The following is an 18,725-nucleotide window of genomic DNA, read 5'->3' on the forward strand; positions in this document are numbered from 1 at the left end:
GCCAACTCCCACGACGGCCGCCCGGTGTCGGTGCCCGAGCCCGCCGGTGCGGGTGTGGGCACGGGGGCGCAGCCGGCGTAGTCAGCCGGACTCCCCGTCGGGACCGCTGGTCGCGCCCCGTCCCCGTCGTCATTGACGAGGGCGGGGCGTGCTGCCGGTACCCGGAGGCCCGCGGAGCACGACTGCTCCGCGGGCCGTTCCTCGTCCGGGACGGGGGATGCCGGGGGCGTTTCCCGCTCGCTACTCGGTCGACCCGGACGGCCGGACCAGCGGCTGGTCCCCACTCCCCCCGGGCGCGTAGGCGCGGAACTGGGGCACCTGCGCCCCGCAGGCGAGCACGCCCAGGACCACCAGGACACCACCACCGATGAAGGTGGTCGCCACCCCCAGCCGATCGGCGGCCAGTCCGTGGAGGATGTCCGCGAGGCGCGGCCCCCCGACCACGACGACCAGGAAGACGCCCTGGAGGCGGCCCCGCATGTCGTCGGTGGCCGCGGACTGGAGGATCGACTGGCGGAAGGCGGAGGAGGCCATGTCCGCCGCCCCGCCGAGGGCGAGCATGAGGACCGCGCCGACGAGGAAGGGCATGGCCCGCCCGCCCCCGAGTGCGACGCACACCCCCGCACCCACCACGGCCAACCCCCACACGGCGACCGCCACGAGCACGGCGCGGCCCTGGCGGCGCACGCGTGAGACCCACCCCGACAGCACGCCACCCACCACGGCCCCGATCGCCATCCCGGCCGAGAGCAGTGCGAAGGCCATGCCCCCGGTCGCGGGGCCGCCGAAGTTCACGTTGGCGACCTCCGGGTAGAGGGCGCGTGGCAGGCCGAAGACCATCGCGATGAGGTCCACCAGGAAGCTGACGAGGAGGACCTTGTTCACCCAGGCGTAGCGGAAGCCCTCCACCACGCTGCCCAGACCCAGGGAACCGATGGCGTGGTCGGGGCGCAGCGACGGCAGTCGGACCACCGCCCACAGGGTCGCCACCATGGTGATGGCGTCGAGGAGGTAGAGGGGACCCGCCCCGAGCACGGGCAGCAGTGCCCCACCCACCAGCGGCCCCGCGATCGCCCCGAACTGCGAGACGGTCATGTTCAGCGAGTTCGCCGCGGGGAGCTCCGAGGCGGGCACCAGCATCGGGATGACCGCGTTGCGGGCGGGCTGGTTCATCGCGAAGAAGGACTGCTGCACCGCGAAGATGCCGAGGATCAGCCAGACGTCGTGGAGCCCGAGGAGTGCCTGGACCGCGAAGGCCGCACCGGAGGCGATCATGCCCACCGTGCTCGCGACCAGCACCAGGCGACGGTCGAAGGCATCGGCGATCGCACCGCCCCACAGCCCGAACACGATCAAGGGGACCAATCCGAACAGGCCCGTGAGTCCGACGTAGGAGGAGTCCCGGGTGATCGCCCACAGCTGGGCGGGGACCGTCACGACGGTGATCTGGGTGCCGATGACCGTGATGATGTTCGCGTACCACAGCCGTGCGAAGTCGGGATGGTCGAGGGGGCGGGTGTCGGCGAGGACACTGCGCAGGTGGTGCTTCGTGGGGACTCCTGGTGTGGGTGGTGCGAACGGGGCCGGATCCCGCGTTGGCACGGGTCGTGGTCCGCCCGGCAACGGCTCCGGACTGGAGAGACCCTACCGCGGGAGCCGCCCTCGTCAGGGCCCCGTTCGCGCGCGGCCGCGCAGGGAGCGCGCACAGCGGATACGGTCGGAGGGGAGATCACGAACCGACGACCGGCGGGAGGACACGATGTCCAGGACCATGAGGACGTGGCAGTCACAGGGCGGGCGCAGCCTGCAGGACGCGGACGCCTTCGTCGAGGTGGGCCAGCCGGTTCCCGAACCGGGCGCGCACGACCTCCTCGTGCGGGTCCGGGCGGTGTCGGTGAACCCCGTCGACACGAAGGTGAGGGCGGGCCTGGCCGAGGGTGCCACCCGCCAGCTCGGCTGGGACGCGGCCGGGACCGTCGAGGCGGTGGGGGCGCAGGTGCAGCGCTTCTCACCCGGGGACCGTGTCTGGTACGCCGGTGACCTGACCCGTCCGGGCGCCCACGCCGAGCTGCACCTCGTCGACGAGGGACTGGTCGGGCAGGCGCCCTCGTCACTGGACTGGGCGGAGTCCGCGGCGATGCCGCTCACCTCCCTGACGGCGTGGGAGGCGCTCGTCGAACACCTGGGTCTGGGGACCCGCTCGGAGGGCACGCTGCTGGTCATCGGTGGTGCCGGCGGGGTCGGGTCCGTCGCCATGCAGCTGGCCAAGGCCCTGACCGGGGTGCGGGTGGTGGCCACGGCCTCGAGGGAGCGGTCCCGGCAGTGGGCGCTCGCCATGGGGGCGGACGAGGTGGTCGACCGACACGACCTGGCCGAATCGGTGCTCGCCGTCGCGCCCGACGGCGTGGACTGGGTGCTCAGCCCCCACACCGCCGGGAACATCGAGGCCTACGCACGTCTGGTGCGTCCCTTCGGCCACGTGGTGGCGCTGGATGAGCCCGAAGGGCTGGACGTGCTGCCGCTCAAGTCCCGCTCCATCGCCTTCCACTGGGAGTTCATGTTCACCCGCTCCATGCACCACACCCCCGACATGGCCGAGCAGGGCCGCATCCTCGACCGCGTGTCCGCCCTCGTCGACGCGGGTCGCCTGCGCTCCACGCTCACCACCGTCGTCGACCACCTCGATCCGGCCGGGCTGCGCGAGGCGTTCGGCATCGTCGACGAGGGCCGCGCCGTCGGCAAGGTGGCCCTGAAGGGCTGAGTCGCGCGTCCGTGCCGGGTCGATCACCGACGCTGTCACGCAGCCCCGGGTCGTTCGCTGGGCCGCCCGGACGGGCGATCGGTTCCGCCGGGCGCGGCTGACCGCCGGCCACCGGGTGGCGACGCAACCGGGCCCTCAGATCACGTCCCACTCGGGCAGCACGAGAGGTTCCTCCGTCCGGGCGGCCCGTTGGGCCTGCGTGAGTCGCTCGGGCGCCACAGCGACCCGGAAGACGTATTCGTCGAACCAGGAGTCGTCCATGGTGAAGAAGCCCTTGCGTCCGACCTCGTCCCCCCAGGAGTTCTCCACACGCCACCGGCGCGGCCGCCCGTCGACCAGATCGACGCCCACGAGCGTCATCGCGTGGGTCGACCCCGTGTCGTGGAGACGCATCCTCTCGGCCTTCGTCATCTCCATCCCCACGCCGTAGAGGGCACCGTAATCGTGGAGCTTCGCGTCCCAGATCCCGCGCTCCTTGTCGAACTGCTTCTTGACGTCGCAGGTGAAGTAGACGGGTTCGCCGTCGCGGATGGCACCGACAGCGGCCTTCTTGAGGTCCCCGATGGGCGCGGTGATCTGCGAGTACGGCGGGCGACCCTCCATGTACGGCGAGTGCTCGGCAATGTAACGGCGCCCCTCGGGGTGCTCCTCGCGGGGGTCGTGGGTGAGTACGACATAGTCGAAGACCTCGGCCGGCACGTACTTCTCCGCGAACTCCAGCGGGGTCATCACACCCTCGGAGTGGAAGACCTTGTCCGCGTCGCGGTACTGCCACACGAAGCTGGTCGGTGGGGTGCCCAGGTGGATCGCGAGAATCCGCCACACGTCCTTCATGGTCTCGAGACGGATCGAATCGACGTCGGTGCGCGCGGCCCGGATCCTCCCCACCCCGCGGCGCAGCACGACCGCGAGCGCGCGGTTCATCTGGTCGGTGTTGCCCGCTGACTCGGTGTCCGGCATCGCCCAGACCGGGACCAGGCCGTACTTGCGCACGAGGTCGAGGAACTGGGTCCAGAACCCGCCGTCGCCCACACCGTTGAGGAGGTTGCGGACGCCCTCGTCACCCAGGGGATCGTCGACCGTCTCGATCGCGCGGACCAGGAGGTGGTTGGCCTTCTCCAGCTTGTCGTGGAAGGCGATGAAGTTCTGCGAGAACACGAAGTCGTCGAGGTGCAACTCCTTCACCATCCGCGCCCGCAGGACGTTGAGTGCCGCGAATGCCCAGCACCGACCCGAGTGCTTCTGGTCCGTCACGGCCCAGCTGTCCAGGCGCTCCGAGGTGGAGTCGTCGATCCGGTTGACGACGTCCCGGTCGAGGCTGACGGCATCCGCGCCCTGGGCGCTGACGGCGTTCTGGACGATCCTGCCGAATGTGTCCGTCCGGAACGAGTCCGCCTGTTCGGCCGCGAACGAGGGCGCGAGGGATCGTGGTCGGTCAGTGCTGCTGGTCATGGACATGCTCCTTGGACGGGACCCGTTCGGCACTGTAGTCCGCTCGCTTCCGTCTCCTCCGTGGAGCGTCCACCGCAGCAGTCACATCCCCATCCCGGCGTGGGCAGACCGTGGGCGGGGCGCCCTCGTCGATGCTGACCCGGCACCGGCGCACCGGCAGCCGGCAACGGTCCGGGACGGCTTACTCCCCGCTCTCGCCCTCGTCCGTGTCCCTCCCGGGGACCGCTCGTGCGACCTGGTCGAGGAGGAAGCGGGGAAGGGGCCAGCGCGCCACTTCCCCACACCGCAAGCACCCCCTCTGGACGGGGAGGAGCGTGCCCAACGCGACGTAGGTGACCGCCGCCCACAACTGCCCCATGGCCGCACAGTGGCAACGTGGCCGACAAGGGAGTGGCCCCCTCGGTCCGGTCGGTGCCGATGCTGACGAGGGCGACGCAGGCAGGGCGGACCTCACGGCGGGAACTGAGCGGACTTCGAGCCCAGAACAGAGCGGACTTCGGCGGGATGCGGGGTCAGGCGGGGTCGGGGAGCACCTCGTGGGACAGGGGGGTCGGGTTGCCGAAGCGGTGGTTCGTGATCGACACCGCCTGCTCGTGGACGAAGGGCAGGATCTCGACGCGACCCGAGTGGGTGACCGGACCGTCCCAGATCGCCACGTCGATGTCGCCGTCGATGTCGCGTGCCAGCTCCGCGCCGTCCCCGCCCAGCAGCCGCACGCGCCCGTCGAAGTGGTGGTCCGCGCCGCGCAGGCGGGACACGAAGGCCTCCCGGGTCTCGCGCACGCACTTCATGCCGTGCGCGGCGAGCATCACCTGCACCGGCGTCGGCACGGACTCCGCGGTCGACAGCAGCAGCGGTTGGGCCGCGTTCGGGTTGCCCCCCACCGTCCGGCGCACCGCGACGTCGCCGCCCGTCAGCGACAGCTCCGTGAATTCCCCGGGCGCCAGGGCCGCAGCCGCCACGCGCAGCACCTCGACCAGGGGCACGTCCGCCTCGGCCCTGATGGTCGCGGCCGCGGGGAGGTACCGCAGGATGTTGCGCTCCGCGGCGAGTCCGGAGGGGTCGTGGAGGACGTCGAACTCCGTCTCGCAGGCGTGCTCGAAGGCGTCCACGTCACGCTCAAGACGCTTGCGCTCCGCGACCGACAGGTGGGCGTCGGCGACGCGCAGGAGCTCCGCCAACTGCGGCTTCCAGATCTCGACGGGCCGCTCGGGGACCAGGGGGTAGCCCTCGCCACCGACCTCGCCCACCGGGAGCTCCTCCGGCTCGAAGGAGCCGTAGCCGAAGAGGTGGTTCGGGCCCCCGGCCTTGGCCGTGGCCCCGACGCTCGAGCGCTTCCACCCCCCGAAGGGTTGGCGACGCACGATGGCGCCGGTGATCCCACGGTTGACGTAGACGTTGCCGGCCTCCACCGAGTCCAGCCAGGTGGAGATCTCCTGGGCGTCCAGGGAGTGCAGGCCGGCGGTGAGGCCGAACTCCGTGCCGTTCTGGATGTCGATGGCCTCCTCCAGGGTGTCGGCCCTCATGACCCCCAGGACGGGCCCGAAGTACTCCACGCGGTGGAACTCACTGCCGGGCTCCACCCCGGAGCGGACCCCGGGGCTCCACAGGCGCCCCGAGTCGTCCAGCTGGCGGGGCCGGATCTCCCAGGACTGTCCGGGTCCGAGTTCGGTGAGACCCCGCAGGAGCTTCTCACCGGGCTGCTCCGAGAGCGGCCCCATCTGGCTGGCCGGGTTCGTCGGCCAGTCGACCACCAGGGAGGACACCGCGTCGACCAGTTGGTCGTGGAAGCGCCGTGAGAAACCGGCCGATCCGACCAGGATCACCAGGGAGGCAGCCGAGCACTTCTGACCGGCGTGGCCGAAGGCGGAGGAGACGACGTCACGCACCGCGAGGTCGAGGTCGGCCGACGGGGTGACGATGATCGAGTTCTTCCCGGAGGTCTCCGCGAGGAGGGGGAGGTCGGGACGCCAGGAGCGGAACATGCGGGCGGTGTCCACCGACCCGGTGAGGACCACCCGCTCCACGCGCGGGTCGCGCACGAGGGCCTCCCCCAGGGAGTGGTCGGCGGGCAGCACCAGCTGCACGACGTCCTCGGGCACCCCGGCGGCCCACAGGCACTCGGCGACCACGGAACCGCAGCGTCGGGCGATGGTGGCGGGCTTGAAGAGCACCGCGGAACCCGCCGCGAGAGCCGCGGCCACCCCGCCGAGCGGGATCGACACCGGGAAGTTCCACGGTGGGGTCACCAGGGTGAGTCCGACCGGGGTGAACCGCGCCCCCGGCAGGGACTCCAGGCGCAGCGCCTGCTCGGCGTAGTAGTGCGCGAAGTCGATGGCCTCGGAGACCTCCCCGTCGGTCTGGTCGATGCCCTTGCCGAGCTCGGAGGCCGCCACCTCGAGCAGGTCCGCACGCCTGCGCGCGAGCTCCACCCCCACGCGGTGGAGGATCTCCGCGCGTTCCTTCGCGGGCCGCCCCGCCCATGAGGGGGCCGCGGCCGCACCCCGGGCGACGGCCGCGTCGAGGACGTCGCCCTCGTCGATGCGTGCTCCCGCCGCGGTGTCCACCCCCAGGGTGGAGGACGGAACACGGGCCAGCAGCTCCGCCGCCCACAGGCGGTTGGCCGGGAGGACCGGATCGGTGTCGGGGGTGTTGGCGAAGGTCCACGACCCCCCGGGGGAGCGCAGGTGCCGCGTCAGTGTCGCCTCGTCCTCGTCACCACGGTCCTGCAGGCGGTTGGGGTGGACGCGCCGGTCCCCCTCGCGCTGCCACTGCTCCGCCGCCGCGCAGAAGCGGTCCCGTTCGAGGGCGAACGCGGCGGGCTCGGACCCGATCTCGAAGATCGAGGCCATGAAGTTCTCCGGGGCGGAGTTCTCCTCCAGGCGGCGCACCAGGTAGGAGATGGCCACGTCGTACTCCTCGGGGTGCACGACGGGGACGTAGAGGAGCAGGTCCCCGACCTCCTCGCGCACGGCCGCGGCCTGCTGGGTGGCCATGCCGGAGAGCATCTCCACGTCGATCGCGTCACGCACCCCGCGCAACCCGGCCAGCTCCCAGGCGAAGGCGAGGGTGAACAGGTTGTGCCCGGCGATCCCCAGGCGCACGTTCGCGGTGTGCTCCGGCGTCAACGCCCAGGCCAGCACCCGCAGGTAGTTCGCGTCGGTCGCGCGCTTGGACTCCCAGGTGGCGAGCTCCCAGCCGTGGACATCGGCCTCCACCCGCTCCATGGCCAGGTTCGCGCCCTTGACCACGCGCACCTTGATCGGCGCGCCCCCTCGGGCCCGGCGGGCCGCCGCCCACTCCTGCAGGTCACGCATGGCGGGCAGGGCGTCGGGCAGGTAGGCCTGCAGGACGATCCCGGCCTCCAGGCCGAGGTTCTCCTCACGGTCGAGGAGTTGCTTGAAGACCTCGATGGTGAGGTCCAGGTCGTGGTACTCCTCCATGTCGAGGTTGATGAACTTGGCTCCCGGCTGCGAGGACGCGTACGCGTAGAGCGGCGCGAGCTTCTCCACCGCATGGGCGACCACCTGGTCGTGTGCCCACGGACCGTGGGGGCCGACCACGGCGGAGACCTTGAGGGAGACGTAGTCGACGTCGTCACGGCGCAGCAGGTCGAAGGTGTCGGCGAGGCGCCGGTCGGCCTCGGCCTCACCCAGCACCGCCTCCCCCAGGAGGTTCACGTTGAGACGCGAGCCGTCGGCGCGCAGGCGCGCGATCGCGTCCCCGATGTGGTCCTCTGACACGTCGACGACCAGGTCGCCGACCAGCTGTTGGAACACCGTGCGTGCAGCCCTGACCACGGTCCCCGGGGCGACACGGCCCACCCCGGCGCCCACGCGCGTGGGGACGGACAGCCAGGCGGGGAGGAATGGGACTCCGCGGGCCCCGAGACGGGCGAGGTGTGCGGCGGCGACGTGAGTGTCCTCGGGGCGCACGACGCCGTCCACGAACTGCACGGTGAAGTCGAGGCCGCCCTCGTCCTCGAGGACGTCGGCGAGCAGCTTCGCGGTCCGGCTGACTGGGTGGCGGGTGGAGGCGTCGGCCCACCGTCGCGCCGTCTCGGTCGCGAGGGCGATGGCCTCCTCGAGGTCGCCCTGCCCCTGGTCCGACCTGTCGACTCGTTGCGGCGTCATCCCGGTCCTCCTGCCTCGGGCCCACGTGACCGACCGAGGTCGGCCCGGTCCGTCCGGCCACGGGACCGCGGGCTTCTGTGACCCACCTTACGGCGCATCGGGGCCCGTGCGCAGGTCCCCTCCCGGGCAGCCCGGTGGTGAGGCCGCGGACACGGACCGACGCGACGCGCGCGGACATCAGACGGGGCGCGCGGTCGGGGGCCCGGCGCGCCGGGGGATCAGTCGGAGGTGGCCGCCGAGGCCTCCGCGCGCACGGAGGCGACCTCGTAGAGGGCGATCCCGGTGGCGACGGCGGCGTTGAGGGACTCCACCGCGGAGCTGATCGGGATGGAGACGACCTGGTCGCAGGTCTCGCGCACCAGGCGAGACAGTCCCGCGCCCTCCGCGCCCGTGACGAGCACCAGCGGCTCGGTGGCCAGGGGGAGGTCCCGGACGGACACGTCCGACCCGCCGTCGAGCCCGACCACGAAGAACCCCGCCTTGCGGCAGTCCTGCAGGGCGCGCACGAGGTTCGTCACCCGCGAGACCGGGACTCGCGCCGCGGCCCCGGCGGACACCTTCCACGCAGTGGTCGTCACCCCCGCCGAGCGCCTCTCCGGGATCATCACGCCATCGGCACCGAAGGCACCCGCCGAGCGCAGGACGGCTCCGAGGTTGTGCGGGTCGGTGACCTGGTCCAGCGCGACCAGCAGGGGCACACCGAGCTGCTGGAGGGAGGAGGCGACGAGCTCGTCGAAGTCCGTGTACTCGTAGGCGGGAACCTCGACGGCCACGCCCTGGTGGACCGCACCGTCCGTGGCGACGTCCAGGTCACGCCTCGTCACCTCGAGGACCGGCGCGCCCTGCCCGGCCGCGGCACGCACGACCTCCTCGACGCGATCGTCGCCCAGCGATCCGGCCACGAAGACGCGGGAGACGGGGACGCCGGCGCGCACGGCCTCGGCGACCGGGTTGCGCCCCGCGATCAGCTCGTGCCCCGAGGGGACCTTGATCGAGGTCTTCGCGCGGGCACGTGCGATCGCGGCCTCGCGTTCCTCCTGCGCCTCCCGGGCGAGCTTGCGCTTGTGGGCGGCGTGGTAGGTGCGGTCCTCGGCCTTGGGGGTGGGGCCCCTGCCCTCGAGCTTCTTGCGGGAGTGGCCGCCTGTGCCGACCTTGGGGCCCTTCTTGGATCCGCTCCTGCGCACCGCGCCGCGGCGTCCGTCATTGCCTGCCATTGCACCCTCCCGGTCCCGTCCCCGCAGTCGCGGGAGCAGGGACAGCGTAGCCGCTACGGTGTCCCGGCACCCGGCCCGGGTCGGCGGACACCCCGGGGGCATGTCAGGCCAGGCGCCAGGTGGCCCCGTCCTTGCCGTCCTCCAGCACCACGCCCGCGGCGGTCAGGCGGTCGCGCAGCGCGTCCGCCCTCGTCCAGTCCTTGGCGGCACGCGCCTCGGCGCGCTCCTCCACGACCGCCTCGACGAGGGTCGCCAGGGCCTCGTGCTCGGCGCCCCCGCCCTGCCCCTCGGTCGTCGCCCGCCACTGGGGGGAGGCCGGGTCGAGGCCCAGCACGTCGAGCATGGAGCGCACGAGCGTCTGCTCGCGCAGCACGGCCTCCCGGTCACCCTCCGCCAGTGCCGTGTTGCCCAGGCGCAGGTGCTCGTGCGCCGCCGCCAGGGCGCCGGCGACGTTGAGGTCGTCGTCCATCGCCGCGCTGAACGCCCCGGGGAGGTCCCCCGGGGCCAGCGCCACGTCCTGGACCTCACCGACCATGTCGATGGCACGGGCCACGAAGCCGGAGAACCGCTCCCAGGCGAGGGCGGCGTCGGGCAGGGTCTCGGGCGCCCACTCGATGGCACTGCGGTGGTGGACGGTCGACAGCGCCCAGCGCAGCACGGCCGGGGGGAAGTCCCGGGTGAGGGCCTCCACGGACAGGGTGTTTCCCAGCGACTTCGACATCTTCTCGCCCTTGGTGGTCACCCAGGCGTTGTGCACCCACAGGCGCGCGAAGCCCCACCCGGCGCCGTGGGACTGCGCCTGTTCGTTCTCGTGGTGGGGGAAGCGAAGGTCGATGCCACCCCCGTGGATGTCGAAGGTCTCCCCCAGGTAGCGCCGCGACATCGCCGAGCACTCGAGGTGCCAGCCGGGACGGCCCCGCCCCCAGGGGGACTCCCACTTCGCGGTCTCGGGCTCCCCGGGCTTGGCGGCCTTCCACAGGGCGAAGTCGCGGGGGTCACGCTTGCCTGCCTCGACGGTGGCGTCGATCTGCGAGTCGTCCTCCGTGGTGCGCATGTCGACCAGGCGCTGGCGGGTCAGGGACCCGTAGTCGGGTTGGGAGTGCACGTCGAAGTAGACGTTGCCGTGGCCGTCCTCGTAGGCGTGGTCGCGGTCCAGCAGGCGCTGGACGAGGGCGATCTGGTCGGGGATGTGGGCGGTGGCGCGCGGCTCGAAGGTGGGGGGGAGCACGCCGAGGGTGCGGTAGGCCGCGTCGAACTCGCGCTCGAAACGCGACGCCCACGCCCACCACTGCCACCCGGCGTCGGCGGACTTCGTGAGGATCTTGTCGTCGATGTCGGTGATGTTGCGGATGTAGGTGACGTCCGTGCCGCCGCGGCGCAGCCAGCGGATCAGCGCGTCGAAGGCGACCGCGGAGCGCAGGTGCCCGACGTGCGGCGCACCCTGGACCGTCGCCCCGCACAGGTAGATCCCGACGTGCCCGGGGGTCACCGGCTCCAGGGGCTGGAGTCGGGCGGTCTTGGAGTCGTACAGGTGCAGCGCCATGGCCCCAATCGTAGTGGGGGCGGGGGGTGGGCTCCCGCGCCGTCACGGACGTGGGACCGGGTGACGGCGTGGGCACCACTAGGCTGGTGCCCATGGTGATCCCCTTCCGCGTCGGACAGGCCCTCGACGTCCACGCCTTCGCCCCGGTCCACGAGGGCGCGCCGGTCCCCACGATGAAGCTCGCCTGCCTGGAGTGGCCCGGCGAACACGCCCTCGTCGGGCACTCGGACGGGGACGTGGCGGCGCACGCCGTGTGCGACGCACTGCTCTCCGCGGCCGGCCTGGGGGACATGGGCACCGTCTTCGGCACCGCCCGTCCCGAGTGGGGTGGCGCCCCCGGGGAGGCCTTCCTCCACGAGGTCGTGCGCATGCTCGACGCAGCGGGATGGTCGGTGGGCAACGTGACCGTCCAGGTCATCGGGAACCGACCCCGGATGGCCGGGCGTCTCAGCGAGGCCTCCACCCGGATGGCGGAGGTCATCGGGGCGCCGGTGTCCGTCTCCGCCACCACGACCGACGGGCTCGGGTTCACGGGCCGCACCGAGGGGCTCGCGGCCCAGGCAGCGGCGCTGGTCGTCCGCAACGACGACGAGGACGACGCCTTCTTCTGAGGCCGGACCGCCCGCGGGCGCCGCGGGGTGGGCACCCCGCCACCACCGGGGAGGGTGCTGACCCCACCACCGGGGGTGGGAACCCGGCCGGCACCGCGGACACCCGGTCACCCGTCGCGTCAGACAGGTGGGGTGCGGCCCTCTCACTTCCGGGTCCGGACCCCCGTGGTGGTCGTGTCGGCGTCGCCGTCCGCGTAGATGTCGAGGTGGGCACGGTCCTGGCGGATGGGGAGCAGCAGCACCAGGCCGACCGCGAGGATGAGGACGATGCCGAGGATCCCCCAGTGGGTGGGGTCCTCGCCCGCAGGCGTGAGATGGCGTCCGATGCGGATGGACACCCCGTACATCAGCGGGGAGAGGAAGGAGACGGCGCGTCCCGTGGTGGCGTAGAGACCGAAGACCTCTCCCTCGCGCCCCTCGGGGATGACCCGGCCCAGGAACGAGCGCGACGCCGACTGCGCCGGTCCGACGAAGACGCACAGGATGAGCCCGAGGACCCAGAAGACGATCTGGCCGCGTGAGTGCAGGATGAAGACCCCCAGCCCCGACAGGACCATGGCGACCAGGGAGATGACGATGACCCGCTTGGGGCCGATCCTGTCGTCCAGGGCGCCGAAGCCGATGGTGGCGAGGCCGGCCACGATGTTCGCGGCGATGGCGAAGACGATGACCTGTGACGCGGAGAACCCGAAGACCGTCCCCGCCAGGATCGCCCCGAAGGTGAACACCCCCGCCAGGCCGTCACGGAAGACGGCGGAGGCGATGAGGAAGGACAGGGTGTGGGGGGCGTGCCTGGCCAGGGAGACCACCGTGCCCCACAGGCGGCGGTAGGAGTCCCAGATGGGCTCACGTCCGGATTCGTCGGAGTGGTGTGTCGGCCGCGGTGGGTTGAGGATCACCGGCGTCGCGAAGACGGCGAACCAGGCTGCGGCGAAGAGCATCGAGACACGGATGTTCATCCCGTTCGCGTGCGTGACACCGAAGAGCCCCACCTCGGGGTTGATGAAGGCGACGAAGAGGAAGAGCAGGAGGACGATGCCCCCGACGTACCCCATGCCCCAGCCCAGTCCCGAGATCCGCCCCATCGTGGAGCGGTCGGAGATGTGGTTGAGCATCGCGTTGTAGTTGACGGAGGCGAACTCGAAGAAGACGTTGCCCAGGCCGAGGAGGATGATGCCCAGCCACAGGGCCCGTTCCTTCCCCAACGGACCCTCCGGGGCCACGAAGAACATCAACGCCATGCAGGCGACCACGGCTCCCGTGAACCACCCCAGCCACACGCCTCCCCGCCCACGCCGGTCGGCCCGCTGTCCGGTGACGGGAGCGAGCAGGGCGATGAGGATCCCCGCGATGGTCAACCCGAAGGAGAGGTGCTCGCTGGCGGTGGCCTTGTCCGTGAACACCCCGTCGGAGGTCAGGTAGACGGAGAAGACGAAGGTGGTGGCCACCGCGTTGAAGGCGGCACTGCCCCAGTCCCAGAAGGCCCAGGACAGGACCGTCGGGGTGAGGATCCGCTTGCGGGGGACGAGGTCCCCCGGGGTGCTCGGTGGTGGTGCGCTGGCGGGTCCGTGGACGTCCGGATGGGACATGTCGCTTCGCTTCCTGTGCGGCGGTCGGCGCAGGGAGCTCCGGACCGCTCATGGGGGGCGTGGTTCCGCCCAAGCGAAAGCTAGCACGGCCACGTGTCACCCCGGATGCTCCCGGGTGAACGTCGTGACGCGGCCGGGATCGGCCCCGCACGTGGGTTCCGGTGCCGCGACCTCAGTCGGGGTCGGGACCGAGGAGCATCTCCGCGAGGAGCAGGTCGGACCGGGTGGTGATCTTGAGGGACCGGCGATCGCCCTCGACCAGGTCCACGGGGAGTCCGAGTGCCTCGACCAGGGCGGCGTCGTCCGTGGCCGCCGTCGACTCCTGCAGGGCGAGCGCCCGGCCGTGCTCGTGGGCGCGCAGGAGGACCGCCCAGCGGAAGCCCTGGGGCGTCTGGACGGCGCGGAGCCGCGAACGGGACGGGGTCCCGACGACGCGGAGCACGGACCCCCCCTCGGGTGCGGACGTCCCCGCGCGCTCGACCTCCTTGAGGGTGTCGGTGACGGGGATCCCGGGGACCACGGCCACGCTCCCGGCCTCGACGGCCGCGACCACGCGTCCGACGACCTCCGGCGGCGTGAGGCAGCGGGCGGCGTCGTGGACGAGGACGGGTGTGTCCTCCCCCAGTTCGACCCCGGCGAGTTCGGCCGCCTCGGGGACCGCCTCCAGACCCGCGGCGACCGAGGCCTGCCGGGAGGCTCCCCCGGCGACGAGGACGACCGGCACCTCCGGACGGGAGGGCACGTGTCCGGGCAGGACCGACCGGAACCGCTCGAGCTCCGACTCGGGGGCGGTGACGACGAGGGCGGAGACCCCCGCAGCCGCGAGGCCCTCGGCCGCACGGTCGAGCACGGTCCTCCCGGCCACCACGGCGAGGGCCTTGGGCCCGTCGCACCCCAGACGGACCCCTGAACCTGCGGCGGTCAGGACCGCGAGCGCGGTCACCGCGTCACTCGACGGCCGCAGCCTGCTCGGCGGCGTCCTCGCCCTCTGCCAGGATCGAGTCGAGGCGCTGGGCGGCACCCTCCTTGTCGATGTGGCGGGCGAGTGCCAACTCCGAGGTGAGGATCTGGCGGGCCTTGGTGAGCATCCGCTTCTCGCCGGTGGAGAGCTTCTTGTGGGCATCGCGGCGGGTCAGGTCGCGGACGACCTCGGAGACCTTGACGATGTCACCGGTGGCGATCTTCTCCTGGTTCGCCTTGAAGCGGCGCGACCAGTTCGTGGGCTCCTCCACGTACGGCGCGCGCAGGACGGAGATGACCTCCTCCAGGCCGTCCTCGTCGACGACGTCGCGGACCCCGACGAGGTCCACGTTCTCGGCGGGCACCTGGATGGTCAGGTCACCCTGGCTGACGCGCAGCGTCAGGTAGGTCTTCTCCTCACCCCGGATGACACGCTGGGCGATGTCCTCGATCGTGGCGGCCCCGTGATGGGGGTAGACGACCGTCTGGCCGATGGTGAAAGTCATGTGATGATGCTCCCTGCGACTCGAGGCGACGCATGCCATTCTACCAGCAGGCGCGTCGAGTGGCCCTGCGGCCCCGGTCGGGCGTAGGGTCTGCCGCTCCGGGAGGGCGCCCACCGGCTGACCGCGATGACCCCCACGCCCGGTGTCGGGGTCAGGAGACGAGCTTGTAGCCCAGCCCCCGCACCGTCACCAGGCGGACGGGGTGTGAGGGATCTGGTTCGATCTTCGCCCGCAACCTCTTCACGTGCACGTCGAGGGTCTTGGTGTCCCCCAGGTAGTCGATCCCCCACACCCGGTCCATGAGCTGGGAGCGGGTGAGGACCCGGTCCGGGTTGCGGGCGAGGTACTCCAGGAGCTCGAACTCCCTCAGTGGCATCGCCACCTGCTCCCCGTCGACGGACACCTCGTGCCGGTCGACCCACAGTCGCACGGCGCCGACCTCGAGGAGGTCCTCGTCCTCCTGCTCCGCGGGGGCACTGGAACGCCGTCTCAGGACGGCGCGCACCCGTGCCAGGAGCTCACGGTAGCTGTAGGGCTTGGTCACGTAGTCGTCGGCACCGATCTCCAGCCCCACGACCCGGTCGACCACGTCGTCCTTCGCGGTCACCATGATCACGGGCACGTCCGAGGTCTGGCGCAGGCGACGGCACACCTCGGTCCCCGACAGGCCGGGCAGCATGAGGTCCAGGAGGACCAGCTCGAAGTCCCCCGACTGGGCCATGGCGAGCCCGGTCTCCCCGTCCGCGGCCTCCCCGACCTCGAACCCGTCCCTCCGCAGGCTGAAGGCCAGCGGGTCCCGGTAGGACTCCTCGTCCTCGACCACCAGGATCGCGGTCATCGTGCTCCTTCCCCGGCCCCGTCAGGCAGGGGCTCGGACTCCTCGTCGGCCTCGTCCGGGGCGGAGGGGTCCGCCGCCGTGGCCTCGCCGTCCGCCGCTGTGGTCCCCGTGCCCGGACCGTCCACGGGGCCCCGTGGGGCGTCGGAGGCCCCGTCCCGGTCGGTCCCGCGGTCGGCACGTGCCGCATCCGTGTCGGCGGTGGGCAGGACCAGGGTGAAGGTCGACCCCCTCCCCGGACGGGACCACACGGTCACGGTACCGCCGTGGTCCGCTGCCACGTGCTTGACGATCGACAGGCCCAGGCCCGTGCCGCCGGTGTTGCGCGAGCGCGCCGGGTCCACCCGGTAGAAGCGCTCGAAGATGCGCGACTGGTCCTCCTCGGAGATGCCGACGCCCGAGTCCACCACCGAGACCGAGACGAGGTCGTCGCGCACGTCGATGCCGACACTGACCCGCGATCCGCGCGGGGAGTAGCGCACGGCATTGTCCAGGAGGTTGCGCACCGCGGTCACCAGCATGTCGCGGTCCCCCCACACGTGCGCCCCCGACTCCTCGAGCGGCCCCACCAGGTCCACGCCGTTGGCCTCGGCGATGGTCTCCTGCCGGGCGAGGGCGACGGACACCACCTCGTCGACGTCGACGAGGGAAGCGGCGTCGAGGGCGTCGGGCGCCTGGAGGCGGGAGAGGTCGATGATGTCCTGGACGAGGGCGGAGAGCCGCTCCGCCTCCCGGCGCAGCCGCGGGGCGAAGCGGGCGACGGCCTCCTCGTCGCCGGGGTTGTCCGCGATGGTCTCGGCCAGCAGGCGGATCGCGCCCACCGGGGTCTTCAGTTCGTGGGAGACGTTCGCGGTGAAGTCCCTGCGCGTCGCCTCGATGCGTCGCTGGAGGGTCCGGTCCTCGGCGAGGACGAGCACGCGGTCGGCGGGCAGCGCCGCCGCACGGATCTCGAAGTCGAGCATCGCGGACCCGCTCATGGAGGAGCGGGGCACCTGGAGCTTCTCGGTGACGGCCAGCCCGCTGCGGCGCACCCGGTGCACGAGGTCGACGAGCTCCGCGTGCGCGAGTCCGTCGCCACGCACCAGCCCCTTGGCGTAGGCGGTGGCGTCGGCGCGCACCACCTCGTCGTCACGGTCCACGACGATGGCGATCCCCGGGAGCGCGGTGAGGACCGAGAGGACCTCGCCGGGGAGTCCCTCGTGGTCGACGTCCACCGTCTGCTCGACGCGCTGCTGGCGTTCCGAGAAGACGAACGCGCCGACCCCGACCACCCCGACGAGGAGTCCCAGGGCGGCCACGAGGACCAGGGTGAGTACTTCGGGCACGTGTGTCACACTACCGGCTCACCGGGGCGCCCCCACGTCGGTGGGGGCCGCCGGCCCACACCGGGCGCCAGCCGTCATGCGGCGTTCACGTCCCGTTCACCCGACGGTGGGCTGACGGCTGCCGGACAATGGTGTGATCTGGACTGGAGCCCCGCGACCGAGCGGGGTCGGAGCGAAAGAGACTGTATCCGTGCGTGAACTCTACCGTCAGGACCTCGCCCAGCTGGGCGACGAGCTCGAGCACATGAGCCGCAACGTGACACGTGCGATCGAGCGCGCCACCGACGCCCTCCGCGAGGGGGACCTGACGATGGCCGAACAGACCATCGACGCCGACGAGCGACTGGACGACGCCGCCCGCAACATCGACGAGATGTGCGTGTCCCTGCTGGCCCTCCAGGCACCGGTCGCCTCGGACCTGCGACTCATCCTCGCCGGTCTGCGCCTGTCGCAGACACTGGAGCGCCAGGGCGACCTGGCCCGTCACATCGCCCTCATCGCACGCTCGACGTACCCGAGTCACTCGATCACCGAGCTGGCCGCCCCCCAGATCACCCGCATGGGTGAGGCGGCGGTGAAGATGGCCCGGTTGACCCAGCAGCTCGTCGCGACCCAGGACCTCGCGCTGGCCGCGCAGGTCCAGGACGAGGACGACGTGCTCGACGACCTCCAGGTGGAGGTCCGGCGCATGATCACCGACGAGTCGAACGACTTCACCCGCGCCCAGGTCATCGACCTCACCCTCGCGGCACGCTTCCTCGAGCGGTTCGGGGACCACGCGGTCTCCGTGGCCCGGAGGGTGGCGTACATCGTCGAGGGCACGGCCGCCACGGAGGAGGGCTTCACGGGTCGTCTCTGACCCGCGCGGCCCCGCCCCGGGGTTGGCGCACCTCCTCACGGACAGGGGGACGCCCCCGGACCCTCTCGGGTCCGGGGGCGTCCGCGTCGTCCGGGGGCAGGCGTGCGGGGTCGGCGACCCCGGCTCACCTGCCCGGGATCACTTGCCCTGGTTGGCGACCGCGTCGATCTTCGCCTGGGCGTCGGGGTCCAGGTACGTCCCGCCCTTCTTGACGGGCTCGAGGGTCTCCTCGTCGAGCTCGTAGACCAGCGGGATGCCCGTGGGGATGTTGAGTCCGGCGATCTCGTCGTCGGAGATGTGGTCCAGGTGCTTGACGATGGCACGCAGCGAGTTGCCGTGGGCGGCGACGATGACCGTCTTGCCGGAACGGATCTCGGGGACGATCGCCTCCTCCCAGTAGGGCAACAGGCGCTCGAGGACGTCCTTGAGGCACTCGGTGCGGGGGATCGGCTCACCGGCGTAGCGGACGTCGGCATCCTGGGAGAACTCCGAGCCCAGCTCGATGGCCGGCGGCGGGACGTCGTAGGAACGACGCCACTGCATGAACTGCTCCTCGCCGTACTCCTCGCGGATCTCCTTCTTGTTCTTGCCCTGCAGGGCGCCGTAGTGACGCTCGTTGAGCCGCCAGTTGCGCTGGACCGGGATCCAGTGACGGTCGGCGGCGTCCAGTGCGAGGTTCGCGGTCATGATCGCGCGACGCAGGAGCGAGGTGAAGACCAGGTCCGGCAGGACCCCGGCCTCCTTGAGCAGCTCACCCCCGTGCACCGCCTCCGCGCGGCCCTTCTCGGACAGCGGCACGTCGACCCAGCCGGTGAACAGGTTCTTCGCATTCCATTCGCTCTCGCCGTGGCGGAGGAGCACCAATGTGTAGGTCATGCGCCCATTCTCACATCACCGGCAGGTCCCTGTCATGGGACCACCCCCGGGACCGCGGGGT

General features: G+C 71.9%; 14 protein-coding genes. 3 read left to right on the forward strand and 11 right to left on the reverse strand.

The features are described 5' to 3' along the window. Positions 1-240 precede the first annotated feature (240 nt). Positions 241-1,602 (reverse strand): MFS transporter, encoded by a 1,362-nt coding sequence (locus TA90_RS02335; RefSeq protein ID WP_074015238.1) that lies wholly within the window; start codon positions 1,600-1,602, stop codon positions 241-243. Between the two features lie 157 nt (positions 1,603-1,759). On the opposite strand from TA90_RS02335, the gene TA90_RS02340 reads away from it, so the two are divergent. After that, positions 1,760-2,761, forward strand: a complete 1,002-nt coding sequence (locus TA90_RS02340; protein WP_197067816.1) for a zinc-binding alcohol dehydrogenase family protein — start codon at positions 1,760-1,762, stop codon at positions 2,759-2,761. Between the two features lie 135 nt (positions 2,762-2,896). Here TA90_RS02340 and TA90_RS02345 read toward each other — a convergent pair whose 3' ends face one another. The 4 genes from TA90_RS02345 to cysS all read right to left on the reverse strand — a co-directional run bounded on the left by TA90_RS02345 (position 2,897) and on the right by cysS (position 11,103). Further along, positions 2,897-4,213: a C1 family peptidase gene (locus tag TA90_RS02345; protein WP_043534427.1), complete on the reverse strand. Its 1,317-nt coding sequence runs from the start codon at positions 4,211-4,213 to the stop codon at positions 2,897-2,899. Positions 4,214-4,725: 512 nt separating this feature from the next. Next, positions 4,726-8,346: a proline dehydrogenase family protein gene (locus TA90_RS02350; protein ID WP_043534417.1), complete on the reverse strand. Its 3,621-nt coding sequence runs from the start codon at positions 8,344-8,346 to the stop codon at positions 4,726-4,728. 218 nt (positions 8,347-8,564) lie between these two features. After that, on the reverse strand, positions 8,565-9,560 hold the full coding sequence (rlmB, locus tag TA90_RS02355) for a 23S rRNA (guanosine(2251)-2'-O)-methyltransferase RlmB (protein WP_043534418.1): 996 nt from the start codon (positions 9,558-9,560) through the stop codon (positions 8,565-8,567). 103 nt (positions 9,561-9,663) lie between these two features. Next, positions 9,664-11,103: a cysteine--tRNA ligase gene (gene cysS, locus TA90_RS02360; RefSeq protein ID WP_043534419.1), complete on the reverse strand. Its 1,440-nt coding sequence runs from the start codon at positions 11,101-11,103 to the stop codon at positions 9,664-9,666. A 92-nt stretch (positions 11,104-11,195) separates the two neighbouring features. Between cysS and ispF the strand changes: the two genes are divergently transcribed. Next, on the forward strand, positions 11,196-11,714 hold the full coding sequence (gene ispF, locus TA90_RS02365; RefSeq protein ID WP_043534420.1) for a 2-C-methyl-D-erythritol 2,4-cyclodiphosphate synthase: 519 nt from the start codon (positions 11,196-11,198) through the stop codon (positions 11,712-11,714). A 143-nt stretch (positions 11,715-11,857) separates the two neighbouring features. Here the strand turns inward: ispF and TA90_RS02370 are convergent, their stop codons facing one another. The 5 genes from TA90_RS02370 to TA90_RS02390 all read right to left on the reverse strand — a co-directional run bounded on the left by TA90_RS02370 (position 11,858) and on the right by TA90_RS02390 (position 16,929). Next, positions 11,858-13,303: an MFS transporter gene (locus tag TA90_RS02370; RefSeq protein ID WP_074015239.1), complete on the reverse strand. Its 1,446-nt coding sequence runs from the start codon at positions 13,301-13,303 to the stop codon at positions 11,858-11,860. Positions 13,304-13,475: 172 nt separating this feature from the next. Continuing rightward, a complete protein-coding gene (gene ispD, locus TA90_RS02375) occupies positions 13,476-14,246 on the reverse strand; it encodes a 2-C-methyl-D-erythritol 4-phosphate cytidylyltransferase (protein ID WP_052450396.1) in 771 nt (256 codons plus the stop codon). Positions 14,247-14,250: 4 nt separating this feature from the next. Next, entirely contained in the window at positions 14,251-14,769 is a 519-nt protein-coding gene (locus TA90_RS02380; protein WP_043534421.1) for a CarD family transcriptional regulator, read from the reverse strand. 151 nt (positions 14,770-14,920) lie between these two features. Beyond that, positions 14,921-15,607 carry a response regulator transcription factor gene (locus TA90_RS02385; RefSeq protein ID WP_043534422.1) on the reverse strand — a complete coding sequence of 229 codons (687 nt, stop codon included), beginning with the start codon at positions 15,605-15,607 and terminating at the stop codon, positions 14,921-14,923. Then, positions 15,604-16,929 carry a sensor histidine kinase gene (locus TA90_RS02390; RefSeq protein WP_052450398.1) on the reverse strand — a complete coding sequence of 442 codons (1,326 nt, stop codon included), beginning with the start codon at positions 16,927-16,929 and terminating at the stop codon, positions 15,604-15,606. Before TA90_RS02390 ends, TA90_RS02385 begins: the two co-directional genes overlap by 4 nt. Before the next feature lie 190 nt (positions 16,930-17,119). Between TA90_RS02390 and phoU the strand changes: the two genes are divergently transcribed. After that, positions 17,120-17,788 (forward strand): phosphate signaling complex protein PhoU, encoded by a 669-nt coding sequence (gene phoU / locus TA90_RS02395; protein WP_043534423.1) that lies wholly within the window; start codon positions 17,120-17,122, stop codon positions 17,786-17,788. A gap of 138 nt (positions 17,789-17,926) precedes the next feature. Here phoU and TA90_RS02400 read toward each other — a convergent pair whose 3' ends face one another. After that, positions 17,927-18,664 (reverse strand): phosphoglyceromutase, encoded by a 738-nt coding sequence (locus tag TA90_RS02400; RefSeq protein WP_043534424.1) that lies wholly within the window; start codon positions 18,662-18,664, stop codon positions 17,927-17,929. Positions 18,665-18,725: the final 61 nt, after the last annotated feature.

Origin of the sequence: Actinomyces polynesiensis (assembly GCF_000820725.1) — a bacterium.
Taxonomy (GTDB): domain Bacteria; phylum Actinomycetota; class Actinomycetes; order Actinomycetales; family Actinomycetaceae; genus Pauljensenia; species Pauljensenia polynesiensis.

Excerpts from the sequence above, each read along its gene's own strand:
- TA90_RS02340 (WP_197067816.1), top strand. The coding sequence starts at position 1,760 with ATGTCCAGGACCATGAGGACGTGGCAGTCACAGGGCGGGCGCAGCCTG.
- TA90_RS02345 (WP_043534427.1), bottom strand. The coding sequence starts at position 4,213 with ATGACCAGCAGCACTGACCGACCACGATCCCTCGCGCCCTCGTTCGCG.
- TA90_RS02350 (WP_043534417.1), bottom strand. The coding sequence starts at position 8,346 with ATGACGCCGCAACGAGTCGACAGGTCGGACCAGGGGCAGGGCGACCTC.
- rlmB (WP_043534418.1), bottom strand. The coding sequence starts at position 9,560 with ATGGCAGGCAATGACGGACGCCGCGGCGCGGTGCGCAGGAGCGGATCC.
- cysS (WP_043534419.1), bottom strand. The coding sequence starts at position 11,103 with ATGGCGCTGCACCTGTACGACTCCAAGACCGCCCGACTCCAGCCCCTG.
- ispF (WP_043534420.1), top strand. The coding sequence starts at position 11,196 with ATGGTGATCCCCTTCCGCGTCGGACAGGCCCTCGACGTCCACGCCTTC.
- TA90_RS02370 (WP_074015239.1), bottom strand. The coding sequence starts at position 13,303 with ATGTCCCATCCGGACGTCCACGGACCCGCCAGCGCACCACCACCGAGC.
- TA90_RS02380 (WP_043534421.1), bottom strand. The coding sequence starts at position 14,769 with ATGACTTTCACCATCGGCCAGACGGTCGTCTACCCCCATCACGGGGCC.
- TA90_RS02385 (WP_043534422.1), bottom strand. The coding sequence starts at position 15,607 with ATGACCGCGATCCTGGTGGTCGAGGACGAGGAGTCCTACCGGGACCCG.
- TA90_RS02400 (WP_043534424.1), bottom strand. The coding sequence starts at position 18,664 with ATGACCTACACATTGGTGCTCCTCCGCCACGGCGAGAGCGAATGGAAT.